The following is a 17646-nucleotide window of genomic DNA, read 5'->3' as shown; positions in this document are numbered from 1 at the left end:
TCCGGCGCCGCATCCGGTCTCGGCTAGCCTCATGACGTGACGCTGAAGAACATCCCGGACCCCGGCTTCTCCGACGACGACGGCACCGCCGCCCCCGAGCTCACGGCCGCCCTGGCGGCCTGGTCGGCGGACCGCACCGCCGAGCCCCGCCTGCTGGCCGCCCTCCGCGACGCCCGGCTGCTCGTCCCGGTGGTGGCCCTGCTGGGAGAGGCCGAGACCGGCCCCGACGGCCTCACCCGTGAGAAGACCAGCGACATGGCCGTGCCGACGCTGCAGGCCCCGGACGGCCGCCGCGCGCTCCCCGCCTTCACGTCCACCGAGACGCTGCACCGCTGGCGCCCGGACGCCCGCCCCGTCGCGGTACCGCTCCAGCAGGCGCTGCTCGCCGCCTCCCACGAGAAGGCCGACACGATCGTCGTGGACGTCGCGGGCCCCGTGACGTACCCGCTGACCGGCGGGGCCCTGCGCGCCCTCGCCGAGGGCCGTACCACCGGCGACCCGCTCGCCGACCCCGCCGTCACCGAGGCGCTGCGCGCGGTGCTCGCGAGCGAGCCGGGGGTGCGGGTAGCCCATCTGGCGCCGTCCGCCGACACCGATGCCACGCTCGCCCTCGGCCTCGCCCCCGACGCCCCGGCCGGCGAGGTCGCGCAGCGCCTGGCAACCGCTCTGGCCTCGGACGACGTGCTGCGCGAGCGCCTTGTGAAGGGCCTCGACCTGGCCCTCCTGGCGCCGGGCGCGACCCCGCGGAGCGAACCGCTCTTCAGCCGCTGACCGGCCGCCACCAGGCGCTACGACAGGCGCGGACCTCGGGACGGACGCACAATCGCAGCAGGTGCAAGATCCCTTCGAGGAAGGCCCCTACATGGACACCCCGGAGACCCGCTCGGTCGTGGCCGAGTTCCTCGGCACGCTGCTCCTGGTGTTCTTCGCGGTCGGCGCTGCCGTGCTGGCCGGGGAGTACATCGGGACCTTCGGCATCGCCCTGTCCTTCGGCTTCACGCTGCTGGCCCTGGCCTACGCGCTCGGCCCCATTTCCGGCTGCCACGTCAATCCCGCGGTGACGCTCGGGATGCTGGTGGCCCACCGCATCACCGTCCGTACGGCCGTCGAGTACTGGATCGCCCAGCTGCTGGGCGGCATCGTCGGCGCCGCACTGCTCTTCCTGGTGGCCAAGCAGGTGCCGGGCCTGAAGACCGACGGAGCCTTCGGCAGCAACGGCTTCGCCGACCGCTCGGCGGTGCACATCAACCTCGGCGGCGCGTTCGTCGCCGAGATCGTGCTCACCTTCCTGCTGGTCTTCGTCGTCCTCGCGGTCACCCACAAGGTGGCCCTGGTCGGCTTCGACGGCCTGGCCATCGGCATCGCGCTGGCCACCATCCACCTCATCGGCATCCCGCTCACCGGCACGTCCGTGAACCCGGCGCGCAGCTTCGGCCCGGCGCTCTTCGCGGGCGGCGGTGCCCTCTCCCAGCTGTGGCTGTTCATCGTCGCGCCGCTGATCGGCGGCGTGCTGGCGGCCCTGGCACACAGGCTCACCCACACCCCGTACAGCCCGCTGCGTCCCCCGGCCGACCGGGAGCCGCCCGCCGACGAACGCTCGGCGGTCTGACCTCCCCGTCCGCCCTCACGACAGTGGCCCCCTGTTCCACGGAATCCGTGGAACAGGGGGCCACTGTCGTGCCGGGGGAGCGGGCCGCTCAGCCGAACACCGGCCCGGTGTACTTCTCGCCCGGACCCTGCCCCGGCTCGTCCGGCACCACCGACGCCTCGCGGAACGCCAGCTGCAGCGACTTCAGCCCGTCCCGCAGCGGCGCGGCGTGGTACGAGCCGATCTCCGTGGCGCTCGCGGTCACCAGCCCGGCCAGCGCGTGGATCAGCTTGCGCGCCTCGTCCAGGTCCTTGTGCTGCTCGCCCTCCTCGGCGAGGCCGAGGTTGACCGCGGCCGAGCTCATCAGGTGCACCGCGACCGTCGTGATCACCTCGACGGCCGGCACGTCCGCGATGTCGCGGGTCATCGCGTCGAAGTCCGCGGGCTGCGCGTCCTGGGCGGCTGCGGGGTCGGAGGAGGGAGGGGTGGCGTCGCTCATGGCTCTCTATCTGTCCGTACGATCGGTGCGCCCGCTCCGTGCGGCCGGTGCGCTGCCCTCAGAGTAGGCCCCGGCGCGCCCGCGCCCACGCGTGGGGCGCCGCCGCGCGTACCCGGCGAGGCCGTGCGCGCCCAGGGCCGGTACAGGCCCCGCCCGGGTCATGTACCATTGACTTCGACCGGCCGGTCACTTATGTGTCCGGCCCACAAGTGGAGGCTCCGATCTCCCACCCGATTCCAGCCCTCAGGGCAGGCGGGTCATCGGTCAGGCTGCGCCCCGCGGTGACATTCGCGACGGTGCTCCCGAGCCAGTTTCCGGAGCCCCGCCTGTGTCCCAGTCCGGGGCGTTTTGCATGTTCCGGCGCGGATGGTCACACCGAACAGACGTTACGCGGCTGTCCGCCAGGCGGTCGTGTGGTGCTAAACCGAGGAGGATCCATCAGCGCCGAGCCCCGCATCAACGACCGGATTCGCGTCCCCGAGGTGCGACTCGTCGGTCCCAGTGGCGAGCAGGTCGGCATTGTGCCGCTTGCCAAGGCCCTGGAGCTTGCGCAGGAGTACGACCTCGACCTGGTCGAGGTGGCGGCGAACGCCCGTCCGCCGGTCTGCAAGCTCATGGACTACGGAAAGTTCAAATACGAGTCGGCCATGAAGGCCCGTGAAGCGCGCAAGAACCAGGCGCACACGGTCATCAAGGAGATGAAGCTCCGGCCGAAGATCGACCCGCACGACTATGACACCAAGAAGGGTCACGTCGTCCGGTTCCTCAAGCAGGGTGACAAGGTCAAGATCACGATCATGTTCCGTGGTCGCGAGCAGTCCCGCCCGGAGCTCGGTTTCCGGCTGCTGCAGCGGCTCGCGGAGGATGTCCAGGACCTCGGGTTCATCGAGTCGAACCCGAAGCAGGACGGCCGGAACATGATCATGGTCCTCGGTCCGCACAAGAAGAAGACCGAGGCGATGGCCGAGGCCCGCGAGGCGCAGGCCGCCCGCAAGGCGGAGCGCCAGGGCGTTGCACCTGCCGAGGAGCAGGAGCAGGCCGCCGAGGAGCCCGCCGAGGCGTGATCCAGGGGTGCGAACCCCGGAGAGCGCCGGGGTCACCGCCCCGGACACCGATCGATACAACTGACGCTCCCGTATGCCGGCCCACCGGCCGGCGGGAGCGCCACTGACGAGGAGAGAACGGCGCATGCCGAAGAACAAGACGCACAGCGGCTCCAGCAAGCGCTTCAAGATCACGGGCTCCGGCAAGGTGCTCCGCGAGCGCGCCGGCAAGCGCCACCTGCTCGAGCACAAGTCGTCCAAGCTGACGCGTCGCCTCACCGGCAACGCCGAGATGGCCCCGGGCGACGCCAAGAAGATCAAGAAGCTTCTCGGCAAGTGAGTCGTCGCGCCCCTGTGAAGGCGGCGCGAGACCAAGACCGGGACCTATTTCGAACCGGGCCGTGTGCCGACCACCACGGCCCCGCTACAAGGAGTTAACAAGTGGCACGCGTCAAGCGGGCAGTCAACGCCCACAAGAAGCGCCGGGCGATCCTCGAGCAGGCCAGCGGCTACCGCGGCCAGCGGTCGCGCCTGTACCGCAAGGCCAAGGAGCAGGTCACCCACTCCTTCGTCTACAACTACAACGACCGCAAGAAGCGCAAGGGCGACTTCCGTCAGCTGTGGATCCAGCGCATCAACGCCGCTGCCCGCGCCAACGGCATGACGTACAACCGCTTCATCCAGGGTCTGAAGGCCGCCAACGTCGAGGTGGACCGCAAGATCCTGGCCGACCTCGCGGTCAACGACCAGAACGCGTTCGCCGCGCTGGTCGAGGTGGCGCAGAAGGCGCTGCCGAGCGACGTGAACGCTCCCAAGGCTGCCTGAACCTCAGCCTGAGGAAGTCGTCGAGCGGACCCGCAGGCCCCGAGCCTGCGGGTCCGCCGCCGTTTTGCACCACCCCCTTACGACGAAGTGAGCCGCCGCCCATGGGCACCCCCGAGCTGATCTCCCCGCGTTCCCCGCGCGTAGCCGCCGCCCGGCGGCTGGCCCGCCGCAACTTCCGCGGCAAGGAGCGCCGGTTCATCGCCGAGGGCCCGCAGGCGGTCAGAGAGGCCGTCCGGCACAGCAACGGCGGCGAGCCGACCCTGCTGGAGGTCTTCGCGACGCCCGAGGCCGCCGAGCGGCACGAGGCCATCGTGGCCGCGGCCCAGGACGCCGGGGTACGCGTCCTGCTCGCCGACGACGACACGATCGCCGACCTCTCGCAGACCGTGACCCCGCAGGGCCTGGTCGGCGTCTGCCGCTTCCTGGACTCGCCGTTCGAGGAGATCCTGGCCGCGCGGCCCAAGCTGGTCGCGGTGCTGGCCAACGTCCGCGACCCCGGGAACGCCGGTACGGTACTGCGCTGCGCGGACGCCGCGGGTGCCGACGCCGTGGTGCTCACCGACGCCTCCGTGGACCTGTACAACCCCAAGTCCGTACGGGCCTCGGTCGGTTCGCTCTTCCACCTGCCGGTCGCCGTCGGCGTGCCGGTCGAGCGGGTCGTCGACGGGCTCAAGGGCGCGGGCGTGCGCATCCTGGCGGCGGACGGCGCGGGGGAGGCCGACCTGGACGCCGAGCTGGACGCGGGCACGATGAGCGGCCCGTCGGCCTGGATCTTCGGCAACGAGGCATGGGGCCTGCCGGCGGAGACCCGGGCGCTGGCCGACGCGGTCGTGCGGGTGCCCATCCACGGCAAGGCCGAGAGCCTGAACCTCGCGACCGCGGCCGCGGTGTGCCTGTACGCCTCCGCGCGCGCCCAGCGCACGCCCGGAGGGTGCCGCTCGGCCGCCGCGGAATAGTAGGGTGGCGTGCCCACACCGGAAGGGGGCAGCGGGATGAATGTGCGGACTTCCGGCACACGCGCGTCCGTGGTGGACGTCTGCCTCTCGGGCGACCCCGGCGAGAACCCTCCGCTCCCGTACGACGCGGCCGGCACGGCCGCCGGACTGGATCCGGACGAGCTCCCCGACGGCCTCGTGGTGGCCGACGAGACCGGCCGGGTGGTGTGCTTCAACGCCGCCGCCGCGCGGCTGACGGCCGTCGACCCGGGCGACGTGCTCGGGCTGCCCCTGGAGAGCGCGCTGCCGCTGCAGGACATCGAGGGTCGCCGCTGGTGGCAGCTGACCGACCCGTACGGCGGGCTGGCCATCCGCACCGGCCAGCCGGAGCGCAATCTGCTGCTCGGCGGCCGGGAGCTGCTGGTCTCCGCGCGGTACGTACGCGTCCGGCCGCTGGGCCCCGTGCGGCGCCTGGTCGTCACGCTGCGCGGCACCGAGGCGCGCCGCCGTACGGAGCTGAGCCACGCCGAGCTGATCGCCACCGTCGCGCACGAGCTGCGCTCGCCGCTGACCTCCGTGAAGGGCTTCACCGCGACCCTGCTGCAGAAGTGGGAGCGCTTCACCGACGACCAGAAGCGGCTGATGCTGGAGACCGTCGACGCGGACGCGAACCGTGTGACGCGGCTGATCGCCGAGCTGCTGGACATCTCGCGGATCGACTCGGGGCGGCTGGAGGTGCGCCGGCAGCGGGTCGACATGGCCGCGGCGGTACGGCGGCACGTCCAGGCGCAGACCACCGCGGGCCAGCGCCCGGACCGCTTCCTGATCCGCATGCGGGAACCGCTCCCCGACATGTGGGCCGATCCGGACAAGGTTGATCAAGTACTGGGCAACCTGCTGGAAAATGCGGTGCGGCACGGCGAGGGAACGGTCACCATCGAGGTGGCACCGACACCCATGACGACCGGCACGGAGGGGACGACCGTCACCGTGAGCGACGAGGGCCCCGGCATCCCCGAGGAGTCGATGAGCCGCGTCTTCACCCGCTTCTGGCGGGGCAGCAAGCGCGGCGGCACGGGCCTCGGCCTGTACATCGTCAAGGGCATCGTCGAGGCCCACGGCGGCACGATCACGGTCGGCCGGGCCCCGGCCGGCGGCGCGCAGTTCCGATTTACCCTGCCCGTCGGCACCCCGGCCTTCATGGCCTGACCGGGACCGACGGGCGCCGTCCTGCCTGGGGCGTCGGTGAGGCGTGGCCGCGATGCCCCTTAGACTTGACCTTTGGCACCTTTGGCACTCACGCGTCGGGGGCAAGCCGCGCGCCAAGACCACCGGAAGCACGGGAAGAGATGTCCGCACCCAATAAGTCGTACGACCCTGTTGAGGTCGAGGCCCTGAAACCGGAAGAGATCGAGCGCATGCGGGACGAGGCGCTCGCCGCCTTCGCCGCCGCGACCGACCTCGACGAGCTCGCTTCGGCGAAGACCGCCCACACCGGCGGCACCTCGCCGCTCGCGCTCGCCAACCGGGAGATCGGCGCCCTGCCCCCGCACGCCAAGGCGGACGCCGGCAAGCGCGTCGGCCAGGCCCGCGGCCGCGTGAACCAGGCCCTCAAGGTCCGCCAGGAGGAGCTGGAGGCCGAGCGGGACGCCCGCGTGCTGGTCGAGGAGGCGGTGGACGTCACGCTGCCGTACGACCGCGTGCAGGCCGGCGCCCGGCACCCGCTCACCACCCTCTCGGAGCGCATCGAGGACGTCTTCGTGGCCATGGGCTACGCGGTCGCCGAGGGCCCCGAGGTGGAGTCGGAGTGGCTGAACTTCGACGCGCTGAACATCGCCCCGGACCACCCGGCCCGCACGATGCAGGACACCTTCTTCGTCGAGTCGGCCGCCGACGGCGACGAGCGGCAGACCGGCGTGGTGCTGCGCACGCACACCTCGCCGGTGCAGATCCGCTCGATGCTGGACCGCGAGCCGCCGCTCTACGTGATCTGCCCGGGCCGCGTCTACCGCACCGACGAGCTGGACGCCACCCACACCCCCGTCTTCACCCAGGTCGAGCTGCTCGCCATCGACGAGGGCCTGACCATGGCGGACCTCAAGGGCACCCTGGACCACATGGTCCGGGCGCTGTTCGGCGAGGGCATGGAGACCCGGCTGCGCCCGAACTACTTCCCGTTCACCGAGCCGTCCGCCGAGATGGACATGGTGTGCTACGTGTGCCGCGGCGCGTCCGTGGGGAACCCCGACGCGCCCTGCCGCACCTGCTCCAGCGAGGGCTGGATCGAGCTGGGCGGCTGCGGCATGGTCAACCCGCGGGTGCTGACCGCCTGCGGCGTCGACCCGGAGAAGTACAGCGGATTCGCCTTCGGGTTCGGCATCGAGCGGATGCTGATGTTCCGCCACAACGTCGAGGACATGCGAGACATGGTCGAGGGTGACGTGCGCTTCACCCGGCCTTTCGGGATGGAGATCTGATGCGGGTCCCGCTTTCTTGGCTGCGGGAGTACGTCGACCTGCCGGCCGGTGAGTCCGGTCGTGACGTGCAGACCAAGCTGATTGCCTCCGGTCTGGAGGTGGAGACCGTCGAGCAGTTGGGCGCCGGCATCGAGGGCCCGCTGGTCGTCGGCCAGGTGCTCACGATCGAGGAGCTGGAGGGCTTCAAGAAGCCGATCCGCTTCTGCACGGTCGACGTCGGAGCGGCGAACGGCACGGGCGAGCCGCAGGAGATCGTCTGCGGCGCCCGTAACTTCGCCGTCGGCGACAAAGTCGTCGTGGTCCTTCCGGGCGCCACGCTGCCCGGCGACTTCAAGATCGCCGCGCGCAAGACCTATGGCAAGGTCTCGCACGGCATGATCTGCTCCGGGGACGAGCTGGGCATGGGCGACGACGGCACGCACGGCATCATCGTGCTGCCGCCCGAGATCGAGGTCGGCACCGACGCGATCCGGCTCCTTGAGCTGGTCGACGAGGTACTGGACATCGCGGTCACCCCGGACCGGGGTTACTGCCTCTCCATGCGCGGCGTCGCCCGCGAGACCGCCACCGCCTACGGTCTGCCGCTGCGCGACCCGGCGCTGCTGGACGTGCCGCCGCCGAACAGCTACGGCTACCCGGTCAAGGTCACCGACCCGATCGGCTGCAACCGCTTCACCGCCCGTACGGTCGTGGGCCTCCAGCCCGAGGCCCGCTCGCCGATCTGGCTGCGGCGCCGGCTGCAGAAGGCCGGCATGCGCCCGATCTCGCTCGCCGTCGACGTCACCAACTACGTGATGCTCGAACTGGGCCAGCCGCTGCACGCCTACGACCGCTCCCTCATCGAGGGCACGATCGGGGTCCGCCGAGCCGAGCCCGGCGAGAAGATCACGACGCTGGACGGCACGAAGCGCGTGCTGGACGCCGAGGACCTGGTCATCACCGACAACCGCGGGCCGATCGGCCTGGCGGGCGTCATGGGCGGCGCCAACACCGAGATCGCCGACCACGCGGCCGACCCGGAGACGGGTGAGGTGCGGGGCACGACCGAGGTCGTCATCGAGGCCGCGCACTTCAACGCGCTGACCATCGCGCGCACGGCCCGCCGCCACAAGCTGTCCTCCGAGGCGTCCAAGCGCTTCGAGCGCGGCGTGGACCCCGAGGCCGCGTCCGCCGCGGCCCAGCGGACCGTCGACCTGCTGGTCCTGCTCGCGGGCGGCACCGCCGAGGCGGGCGTGACGGAGATCGTGGCGCCCAGCGGGCCGCACACGATCACCATCCCGGCGGACCACCCGGACAAGGTCGCGGGCGTGGCGTACGGCCGCGAGACCGTCGTGCGCCGCCTTCAGCAGGTCGGCTGTGACGTGTACGGCCAGGACGAGCTGATGGTGACGGTGCCGTCCTGGCGCCCGGACCTCACCGACCCGAACGACCTCGCCGAAGAGGTCATCCGGCTGGAGGGCTACGAGAACCTGCCCGCCACGCTGCCGACGCCGCCCGCGGGCACCGGCCTGACCGAGCGGCAGCGGCTGCACCGCCGGGCCGGCCGCGCGCTGGCAGGCGCCGGGTACGTCGAGGCGCTGAACTACCCGTTCATCGGCGAGGCGGTCCTCGACCAGCTCGGCATCGAGGCGGACGACGCGCGCCGCCGGACCGTCAAGCTGGCCAACCCGCTTTCCGACGAGGAGCCCTCGCTCCGTACGACGCTGCTGCCGGGCCTGCTGTCCGCGCTGCGCCGCAACGACGGCCGGGGCGCGCACGACCTGGCGCTCTTCGAGACCGGCCTGGTCTTCCTGCCCACCGGTGACGAGAAGCCGGCCGCCCGGCTGCCCGTCGACCGCCGTCCGACCGACGCGGAGATCGCCGCGCTGAACGGCGCGCTGCCCGAGCAGCCGCGCCGCGCCGCCGTGGTCCTCGCGGGCGCCCGCGAGCAGGCCGGCTGGTGGGGCAAGGGCTACCCGGCGACCTGGGCCGACGCCGTCGAGGCGGGCCGCCTGGTGGCCCGTGAGGCGGGCGTGGACCTGATCGTCCGCCAGGACCAGCAGGCGCCCTGGCACCCGGGCCGCTGCGCCGCGCTGCGCGCGGTCGTGGACGGCGCGGAGGTGCTCGTCGGCCACGCCGGTGAGCTGCACCCGCGCGTCATCAAGGCGCTGGGCCTGCCGGAGCGGACCTGCGCGATGGAGATCGACCTGGACCTCCTGGAGCGGGCCGGTGCGGGTGTGGTGCCCGCGCCGCGGATCTCCACCTTCCCGGTCGCCACCCAGGACGTCGCGCTGATCGTCGACTCCGCGGTCCCGGCCGCCGACGTCGAGTCCGCGCTGCGGTCCGGGGCCGGTGAACTGCTGGAGGACCTGCGGCTGTTCGACGTCTTCACCGGCGAGCAGGTCGGCGAGGGCAAGAAGTCCCTGGCGTACGCGCTGCGCTTCCGCGCGGCCGACCGCACGCTGACCGCGGACGAGGCCACCGCGGCCCGTGACGCGGCGGTGGCGACGGCGGTGGAGCGTACGGGCGCGTCCCTCCGGGCGTAACGAAGCAGCACTGCGAGGGCGGGGGTTCGACGAGGGTCGAGCCCCCGCCCTCGTGCGTGCGGACCGCCGGCCGGTATGCCGGGGGAACGTCAACTCCCCGTGTCACTCGATGGGGTGAGAAGGCGGCGGTGGACGGGGGGCCCGACGCTTCGCGTCGCCAGAATCGATCACGCCGCGGAGCATTTATGCGGCGGCACCAGGGCAGGCGGGCGGCGCGCGACGGCACGCGACCACGCGACGGCACGGTCGAGGGGGAGCATCCGGATGAACCGCACCTGGAGGCGGTGGCCCGGCACGGCCTGCTTCCGCGTCCGGGCGTGGCGGCCGCTGCCGCCCGTGGCGGGAGAAACGTTCGGGAGCTTCGTCCGCCGGCTGTTCGTCCTCGTCCTCCCCGGGGTCTGGGTGGCCGGAGTCCTCGCCTGGGAGCTCACCGGTTCCGGCCACGGCCAGCCACTCCAACTGCTCGCCGCCGCCCCGGCCATCGCCTGCGCCGGCACCGGCCGCCGGGAGTGTGTCGTGCTCGGCGGCCTGTGCGCGCTCATCGCGCTGGTGCCGTTCGGCGCGGCCGACCAGTACACCCCGTCGGCGACCCGGCTGGGCACCTGCGCCGCGATCCTCGTCGTGGTCGCCGCCAGCTATCTGACGGCGGGGCGGCGGGCCCGCCTGCTCCGCGAGCTCGCGCGCACCCGGGACGTCGCGGAGGCGGCGCAGCGGCTCGTGCTGCGCCCGCTGCCGGAGCGGATCGACGGCATACGGATCGCCGCCGGGCACCTGTCGGCGGGCGAGGGCGCGCTCATCGGCGGGGACCTGTACGACGCGGTGCCGACGCGGTACGGCCTGCGGGTCGTCATCGGCGACGTGCGCGGCCACGGCCTGACGGCCATCGGCACGGTCTCGGCCATGCTCGGCTGCTTCCGCGAGGCCGCGCACGACGAGCCGGAGCTGTCCGGGGTGTTACGCCGTCTGGACCGCGCGCTGGCCCGGCACCTGGCCGAGCGGAGCCGGACGACGGAGCCGGGCTGCCCCCTGGCGGCGGAAGCCGAGGACCCGGGCGCGGCGGAGGAGTTCGTCACCGTCCTGCTGCTCCAGATCGCGCACGGCGGCGAGTACACCGCACTGAACTGCGGTCACCCCTGGCCGTATCGGTTCGGCGGCGGCACGGCCGAGCCGGTCGCCGAGGACGAACCGCTGCCCCCGCTCGGCCTGTTCCCGCTCCCGGACCGGCTCCGCCCGTTCTCCGGGCGGCTGGCCGGCCGCGAGGGGCTGTTGCTGTACACGGACGGCGCCGAGGACGCCCGCGACGCGCACGGTGCGTTCTTCCCGCTGCACACGGAACTGCTCGCGTGCCTGTCCGGGGCGGACACGTGCCCGCTCGCCCCCCGCGCCCTCGTCGCCGCCGTGCGCGACCGGATCGTCCGGCACGCGGGCGGCCGGCTCACCGACGACGTCGCCCTGCTCGCGCTCGCCGGCCCACAGCGTTCACACCCCGTGTGAACTTCCCCTGATTACGCTGGTGGTGAGGCGAAGCGCGCCCGCGACGAGCGAGGGCGCGGACCAGGAGGGGGCCATGGAGCCCAATACCCTGCTCGACGCGATCCTGGACGAGGCGGGCATCTCGCACGCCGGGCTGGCCGTGCACATCAACCAGCTCGGCCGCCGGCGCGGCCTGTCCCTGCGGTACGAACACACCGCCGTGGCCCGCTGGTTGAAGGGCCAGCGGCCGCGCGGCCAGGTCCCCGACCTGATCTGCGAGATCCTCAGCGACCGGCTGCACCGCCCGGTGGGCCTGGACGACATCGGGCTGAGCCGGCCCGGCGCCCGCCGCGCCGCCGACCACCCGCTCTCCGGCTTCGTCGAACGGGCCACCGCCCTGTGGCGCTCCGACGAGCAGCAGCGCCCGCACGTCCTCAGCGCGCCCGCGCTGACCGGGACCTCGGCGGTCATGCCCGTATGGGAGTGGGAGAACCCACCGGAGGACTCCGACGTCTCGCGCAGCGGCCTGACCCGGGTGAGCATGGCCGACATCGAGATGCTGCGCTCGGCGCGCACGCACTACGAGCAGATGTACCGCAAGGCCGGCGGCGTCGCGACCAGGGCGCGCATCGTCGGCTTCCTCAACACCGAGGCGGCGCCGCTGCTGCGCGGCAGCTACACCGACGCCACCGGCCGTCAGCTGCACCGCGCCACGGGCGGGCTGGTCGCCGTGGCCGGCATCTGTGCGTACGACTCGGACGCCTTCGGGCTCGCGCAGCGCTACTTCCACCAGGCGCTGCGGCTGGCCAAGGCGAGCGGCGACCGCGGGCTCGGCGCGTACATCATCGCGCTGCTGGTCAACCAGTCGCTGTTCACCCGCGAGTACCGCCAGGCGGTCGCCTTCGCCGAGGCGGCGCTGCGTGCCGCGGGCCCGCACATCACCGCTGCGCTGGCCGCCGACCTGTACGCGATGCAGGCGAAGGCGTACGCGCGGCTGGGCGACGGGGCCGGCGCGCTGTCCTGCATCCGCCGTGCCGAGGCCGCGGCGGAGCGCATCCGGCCGGGTCTGGAGCCGGACGAGACCGGCTACGTCCAGCCGGGCCTGGTCAACGTACAGGTGGCGGAGGCACTGCTCAGCCTGGGCGACCTGCGGGCCGCACAGGAACAGGCCACCGCCGCCGTCGACACCCCCGCGCACGACCGCGGCCGGGTGCACCGGCTCGCCATGCTCGCGCACATCGAGCTGAGACAGGGAGAGACCGAAAAGGCCGTTGCCAGCGCGACGCAGATGGCGGAACAGGCACGGGGCATGGAGTCGCAGCGGTTACGTGACCGCCTGCGGGCGGTACGCGAACTCCTTGCCGGAACCGGAAGCAGCGCCACCGACGCCGCGGCCGACTTGATCGATGAGGCGTTGCGCGTTCCGCTCTGACGGATGGCTCGTGTCCACGTGCCATCTCTTCGGCGGAAGGTGGCAGGCACGTGCGATGGAAAAACCTCAAGGAGCAGACCGTGTACGAGAACCGCTGGTTCCGGGTCAACCTCGCTGATGTGGAACTCCCGGACGGGCGGCATCTGGACCACTACCTGATCCGTATGCGGGCCGTAGCGGTGGCCACGGTGGTCAACGAGGCGAACGAGGTGCTGCTGCTGTGGCGGCACCGCTTCATCACCGACACCTGGGGCTGGGAGCTGGCCGCCGGGGTGGTCGAGGACGGCGAGGACGTCGCCGTCGCGGCCGCCCGTGAGATGGAGGAGGAGACCGGCTGGCGGCCCGGCCCCCTGACCCATCTGCTGTCCGTGGAGCCGTCCAACGGCCTCACGGACGCCCGGCACCACATCTACTGGTCCGACCGGGCGGAGTACGTCGGCCCTCCCGAGGACGACTTCGAGTCCGACCGGCGGGAGTGGGTACCGCTCAAGCTCGTGCCGGACATGGTGGCGCGGGGTGAGGTGCCGGCCGCCAACATGGCGGCGGCGCTGCTGATGCTGCATCACCTCCGGCTCGGCTGAGCAGCGGGTCCGCCACGGCCCTGGGCTGACCGGCGCCCCGCGCCGGTCAGTTCGTCAGGACCTGCCACACGGCGACCGCCAGGGCCGCGATCCCCGTGAGCGCGACGATGGACGGCAGTGGCCACCGTCCGTGTTCGATGCGCGTGAGCCGGCTGTGCAGCTCGTCCGCTTCGCGCTCGTACTGCTCGGACCGCTGCGCCAGCAGGGCGAGCTGGCCGTCGACGCGTGCGGTACGCACATCGCAGCAGCGCCTCAGCTCCGCCACGTCGGTGGCCACTGGGTCGGATTCAGGGTGGGCGGTCACTGTCCGCTCCTCATTCCTCTCGGATACTCGGTGTTTTTCGTACTACAGACAGTGAACAGCTTTGTGGGGCAGGGCGGGAGAGTGTGCGGCAGGAATATGCGAGTCAAGTGCGCACACCCCGTGTGAATCAGGCGTCGCCGACGTCCCGGCAGGGGTGCGCGGACTTCACACGGGGTGCGAATCGCGCACCCCAACCGGGCCCTTTCACACGGTCCCGACCATGGTGGCCGAGGAGTTGACTCAACAGGGCCACGGGGGCAGCAGCCGGCGGACGGGCGCCCGCCGGCGGTGTCCGACCGCCGTCTTTCCCCCGAGCGGCGGCGGACGGCCGGACGGCCCACGCCTTCGGATGCCGTCCGGCGCCCCCGTGGGACGACGACGGCCCGTGCCGCTCCGGAAGGAAGGGAGCGGCACGGGCCGGACGCGTAGGTGCGGACCGCTACGTTCCGTAACGGCCGAGCGGGCTCAGTACGCGTAGAAGCCCGAGCTGGTCTTGCGGCCCAGGCGGCCCGCGTCGACCATCCGCTGCAGCAGCGGGGGAGCGGCGTACAGCGGCTCCTTGAACTCCTCGTACATCGAGTCGGCGACCGAGGCCACGGTGTCCAGGCCGATCAGGTCGGCCAGCTTCAGCGGGCCCATCGGGTGGGCGCAGCCCAGCTCCATGCCGTTGTCGATGTCCTCGCGGCTGGCGGTGCCCTGCTCGAACATCCGGATCGCGGAGAGCAGGTAGGGGATCAGCAGCGCGTTGACGACGAAGCCGGAGCGGTCCTGGGCGCGGATGGCGTGCTTGCCCAGGTGGTCGCGGACCATCGCCTCGGCGCGCTTGATGGTGTCCTCGCCGGTGGTGAGCGCCGGGATGATCTCGACCAGCTTCTGCACCGGGGCGGGGTTGAAGAAGTGGATGCCGATGACCTGCTCCGGGCGGGAGGTCGCGACGGCGAGCTTCACCAGCGGGATGGAGGAGGTGTTGGAGGCCAGGATCGCGTCGGGGCGCGTGACGACCTGGTCGAGCACCTGGAAGATCTCGGTCTTGACCTGCTCGTTCTCCACGACCGCCTCGATGACGAGGTCGCGGTCGGAGAATTCGCCGAGGTCGGTGGTGAAGCTGAGCCGGGCGAGCGTCGCGTCGCGCTCCGCGGTGGTGATCTTGCCGCGCTCGGCCGCCTTGCCGAGGGAATTGGTCAGGCGGGTGCGGCCGAGCTCCAGGGCCTCGCCGGTGGTCTCGGCGACCATGACCTCCAGGCCGGCCCGCGCACATACCTCGGCGATGCCGGCGCCCATCTGGCCGCAGCCGACCACTCCGACGCGTTCGATGTCGGTCACATCGTGCCTTTCGCTGATCTTCGGGACCGGCGGGGGCCGTAAGGGTCCGACGCCCGCCTCGGCCCCGACGTTACTCCGCGCGCTGGTGCGCAGGGGCGGGCGGGGCGGGCATTCTGAGCGTGGAGAGCCGGACGTACCGGACGGAAGGGGTGGCGGTATGCGACGAATAGGGAGAATCGCCCGGAACAGTTTCACTCGCAGAGGTTTCACGGTGGCGGCGCTCGGGGCGGCGTCCTCGATGCTCTGGACGCCGGGTGCGGCGGCGAGCACGCCGGGCGGGGCCGGGAACCCCGTCGAAGGCGCAGGTCACGGGCGGGGGCGGGACGACGAGGTCAGCCGTCGGTCGGAGTTCCGGGGGATGTGGCTGGCGACCGTGGCCAACCGCGACTGGCCCTCCAAGCCGGGCCTGACCGCCGCGCAGCAGCAGGCCGAACTGGTCGCGTACCTCGACAAGGCGGCCGCCGCCCGGCTGAACGCGGTGATCTTCCAGGTGCGCCCCACCGCCGACGCGCTGTGGCCCTCCCCGTACGAGCCGTGGTCGCAGTACCTCACCGGCGTCCAGGGCCGCGACCCCGGCTGGGACCCGCTGGACTTCGCCGTCCGCGAGGCGCACGCGCGCGATCTGGAGCTGCACGCGTGGTTCAACCCGTACCGCGTCGCCAACCACACCGACCCCACGAAACTCGTCCCCACCCACCCCGCCCGGCTGCACCCGGAATGGGTGCTGCCCTACGGCGGCAAGCTCTACTACAACCCCGGCCTGCCGGAGGTCCGCGCCTTCGTCCTCGACGCGATCATGGACGCGGTGCGCCGCTACCCCGTGGACGGCGTCCACTTCGACGACTACTTCTACCCCTATCCGGTCGCGGGCCAGGTCTTCGACGACGACGCGGCCTACGCGGAGTACGGTGACGCCTTCCCGGACCGGGCGAGCTGGCGCCGCGACAACATCGACCAGCTGGTGCGCGAGCTGGGGGAACGGGTCCGTACGACCCGGCGCACGGCCCGCTTCGGCGTCAGCCCGTTCGGGGTCTGGCGCAACCAGGCCACCGACCCGACGGGCTCCGACACCCGGGCGGGCGTGCAGACGTACGACGATCTGTACGCCGACACGCGGAAGTGGGTCCGCGAGGAGTGGCTCGACTACGTCGTCCCGCAGGTCTACTGGAACATCGGCTTCGCCGCCGCCGACTACGCCAAGCTCGTGCCCTGGTGGGCCCGGACCGTGGACGGCACCCGCGTGCACCTCTACATCGGCGAGGCCCTCTACAAGGCCGGCGACCCGGCCCAGCCCGCACCCTGGCAGAACCCGCTCGAACTCTCCCGCCACCTCACCTTCGACGGCGGCTACCGGCAGGTGCGCGGCAACGTCTACTTCTCCGCGAAGGAGGTGGCCACGGACCGTACGGGGGCGATGGCGCGGGTGGTGGCCGACCACTATCCGTCACGGGTGCGGCCGCCGCGCTGACCGGGCGGGACCCGGCCGGCACCGCCCCGTCACGCCGATGGCCGATCGCGAGCGGCGCCCGGAACGGCCGCCGGGCCTAAACTGACCGTGAGGGCGCGCGGTTCCCCAGCGGCACGGCTCAGCGCCCGCGACGACTGCGTGCCGGCAGGTCCGGGCGCATCCCCGACCATCCGGATGGAGGTCAGCTCTGATGGAGGCCCACAAAGGCGACCGGTTGCTGGTGCACGGCAGGATCGTCGGCCAGCACGACCGGGAAGCCGAGGTCGTCGAAGTACTCGGAATGAACGGGACCCCGCCGTACCGCGTCCGCTTCGAGGACGGCCATGAAGCGATCATGTCGCCCGGCCCCGACACCGTCGTACGGCACGAGAAGTCGACGGACGGCTGACAGCCATACCGAGACGGCCGACGGCGATACCGACAGGACGAGGGCCCGGCGGGAGACCGCCGGGCCCTTGCCGTGCACATGCGCCCGGTGTCGATCATGGCGGGGGTGGCGGAACATCACACTCCGGCCGTCAATGCCGAACATGCCCCGCAAATATGTGACTTCATCTGTGACAGCGGGGCTCTCGGCGGCGGAAGCGCTCTTACCATCACCGAATGACTGTTCGCCTCACGCTGGTCGCTGCCGGGCGCAGCTCCTCGTTGCTCGAAGCGCGCTTCGACGACGACCGGCCGCTGGACGTGATGGGGTGGCACGAGGTCGAGCGGGCAGCGCCCGCCCTGAGCCCGCTGGCCGCCGCCGAGCTCCGTTACTGCTCACCCTCGGCCCGCAGCCGCGAGACCGGCGAGCTCCTCGGCCTCACCCCCCTGGTGCAGCCCGCGCTGCGCGACTGCGACATGGGCCGGTGGCGCGGGCGCACGCTGCGCGACGTGGCGGCCGCCGAGCCGCAGGCCGTGGACGCCTGGCTCGCGGACCCGCGCACGGCACCGCACGGCGGCGAGTCCCTGCTCGCGTTCATCATCCGGGTCGGCAACTGGCTCGACACCCGCCCGGTCGGCGACGGCGGCAGCGCCCTCGCCGTCGCCGAACCCGGCGTGATCCGCGCCGCCCTCATCTACGCCCTCAAGGTCCCGCCGCACGCCTACTGGCACCTCGACGTCCTCCCCCTCTCGGTGACCGCCCTCCACGGCCACCAGGGCTCCTGGACCCTCGTACTGTCGTCCTGA

The 17646-nt window shown here is 72.3% G+C and carries 17 protein-coding genes and 1 pseudogene; 15 read left to right on the top strand and 3 right to left on the bottom strand.

Features of this window, described 5'->3' with window-relative positions; translation table 11 throughout:
* The first annotated feature begins 36 nt into the window (after positions 1 to 36).
* Entirely contained in the window at positions 37 to 771 is a 735-nt protein-coding gene (locus ACZ4MH_RS12560; protein WP_351601726.1) for an SseB family protein, read from the top strand.
* Between the two features lie 91 nt (positions 772 to 862).
* Positions 863 to 1609 (top strand): MIP family channel protein, encoded by a 747-nt coding sequence (locus ACZ4MH_RS12555; RefSeq protein WP_351601723.1) that lies wholly within the window; start codon positions 863 to 865, stop codon positions 1607 to 1609.
* Positions 1610 to 1697: 88 nt separating this feature from the next.
* Here the strand turns inward: ACZ4MH_RS12555 and ACZ4MH_RS12550 are convergent, their stop codons facing one another.
* Complete coding sequence (locus tag ACZ4MH_RS12550; RefSeq protein ID WP_351601721.1) at positions 1698 to 2087, bottom strand: DUF1844 domain-containing protein; 390 nt, start codon at positions 2085 to 2087, stop codon at positions 1698 to 1700.
* A gap of 411 nt (positions 2088 to 2498) precedes the next feature.
* Between ACZ4MH_RS12550 and infC the strand changes: the two are divergent.
* The 10 genes and pseudogenes from infC to ACZ4MH_RS12500 all read left to right on the top strand — a co-directional run bounded on the left by infC (position 2499) and on the right by ACZ4MH_RS12500 (position 13378).
* Positions 2499 to 3151, top strand: a pseudogene (gene infC, locus ACZ4MH_RS12545) (translation initiation factor IF-3).
* Positions 3152 to 3275: 124 nt separating this feature from the next.
* Positions 3276 to 3470, top strand: coding sequence for a 50S ribosomal protein L35 (gene rpmI / locus ACZ4MH_RS12540; RefSeq protein WP_030251934.1), 195 nt, complete (start codon positions 3276 to 3278; stop codon positions 3468 to 3470).
* A gap of 101 nt (positions 3471 to 3571) precedes the next feature.
* Complete coding sequence (rplT, locus tag ACZ4MH_RS12535) at positions 3572 to 3955, top strand: 50S ribosomal protein L20 (protein ID WP_351601715.1); 384 nt, start codon at positions 3572 to 3574, stop codon at positions 3953 to 3955.
* A gap of 101 nt (positions 3956 to 4056) precedes the next feature.
* Entirely contained in the window at positions 4057 to 4911 is an 855-nt protein-coding gene (locus tag ACZ4MH_RS12530) for a TrmH family RNA methyltransferase (protein WP_351591123.1), read from the top strand.
* Positions 4912 to 4947: 36 nt separating this feature from the next.
* Positions 4948 to 6099, top strand: a complete 1152-nt coding sequence (locus ACZ4MH_RS12525) for a sensor histidine kinase (protein WP_351591121.1) — start codon at positions 4948 to 4950, stop codon at positions 6097 to 6099.
* A gap of 140 nt (positions 6100 to 6239) precedes the next feature.
* Entirely contained in the window at positions 6240 to 7367 is a 1128-nt protein-coding gene (gene pheS, locus ACZ4MH_RS12520; RefSeq protein WP_351591118.1) for a phenylalanine--tRNA ligase subunit alpha, read from the top strand.
* Positions 7367 to 9892, top strand: coding sequence for a phenylalanine--tRNA ligase subunit beta (pheT, locus tag ACZ4MH_RS12515; protein ID WP_351591115.1), 2526 nt, complete (start codon positions 7367 to 7369; stop codon positions 9890 to 9892). Before pheS ends, pheT begins: the two co-directional genes overlap by 1 nt.
* Before the next feature lie 264 nt (positions 9893 to 10156).
* Positions 10157 to 11386, top strand: coding sequence for a PP2C family protein-serine/threonine phosphatase (locus ACZ4MH_RS12510; protein WP_351591112.1), 1230 nt, complete (start codon positions 10157 to 10159; stop codon positions 11384 to 11386).
* A 73-nt stretch (positions 11387 to 11459) separates the two neighbouring features.
* Complete coding sequence (locus ACZ4MH_RS12505) at positions 11460 to 12797, top strand: transcriptional regulator (RefSeq protein WP_351591109.1); 1338 nt, start codon at positions 11460 to 11462, stop codon at positions 12795 to 12797.
* A gap of 50 nt (positions 12798 to 12847) precedes the next feature.
* Positions 12848 to 13378: an NUDIX hydrolase gene (locus ACZ4MH_RS12500; protein WP_351591106.1), complete on the top strand. Its 531-nt coding sequence runs from the start codon at positions 12848 to 12850 to the stop codon at positions 13376 to 13378.
* A gap of 46 nt (positions 13379 to 13424) precedes the next feature.
* Here the strand turns inward: ACZ4MH_RS12500 and ACZ4MH_RS12495 are convergent, their stop codons facing one another.
* Together ACZ4MH_RS12495 and ACZ4MH_RS12490 are read right to left on the bottom strand one after the other, a co-directional pair.
* Complete coding sequence (locus ACZ4MH_RS12495) at positions 13425 to 13682, bottom strand: hypothetical protein (RefSeq protein ID WP_351591103.1); 258 nt, start codon at positions 13680 to 13682, stop codon at positions 13425 to 13427.
* A gap of 465 nt (positions 13683 to 14147) precedes the next feature.
* Positions 14148 to 15005 (bottom strand): 3-hydroxybutyryl-CoA dehydrogenase, encoded by an 858-nt coding sequence (locus tag ACZ4MH_RS12490; RefSeq protein ID WP_351591100.1) that lies wholly within the window; start codon positions 15003 to 15005, stop codon positions 14148 to 14150.
* Positions 15006 to 15171: 166 nt separating this feature from the next.
* Between ACZ4MH_RS12490 and ACZ4MH_RS12485 the strand changes: the two genes are divergently transcribed.
* The 3 genes from ACZ4MH_RS12485 to ACZ4MH_RS12475 all read left to right on the top strand — a co-directional run bounded on the left by ACZ4MH_RS12485 (position 15172) and on the right by ACZ4MH_RS12475 (position 17646).
* On the top strand, positions 15172 to 16473 hold the full coding sequence (locus tag ACZ4MH_RS12485; protein WP_467754499.1) for a glycoside hydrolase family 10-like protein: 1302 nt from the start codon (positions 15172 to 15174) through the stop codon (positions 16471 to 16473).
* 190 nt (positions 16474 to 16663) lie between these two features.
* Positions 16664 to 16861, top strand: a complete 198-nt coding sequence (locus tag ACZ4MH_RS12480) for a DUF1918 domain-containing protein (RefSeq protein ID WP_351591094.1) — start codon at positions 16664 to 16666, stop codon at positions 16859 to 16861.
* A 215-nt stretch (positions 16862 to 17076) separates the two neighbouring features.
* Positions 17077 to 17646: a histidine phosphatase family protein gene (locus ACZ4MH_RS12475; protein ID WP_351591091.1), complete on the top strand. Its 570-nt coding sequence runs from the start codon at positions 17077 to 17079 to the stop codon at positions 17644 to 17646.

The sequence above is a fragment of the Streptomyces sp. NPDC026301 genome (assembly GCF_055567935.1).
This window is presented reverse-complemented; position numbering and strand designations above follow the sequence as displayed.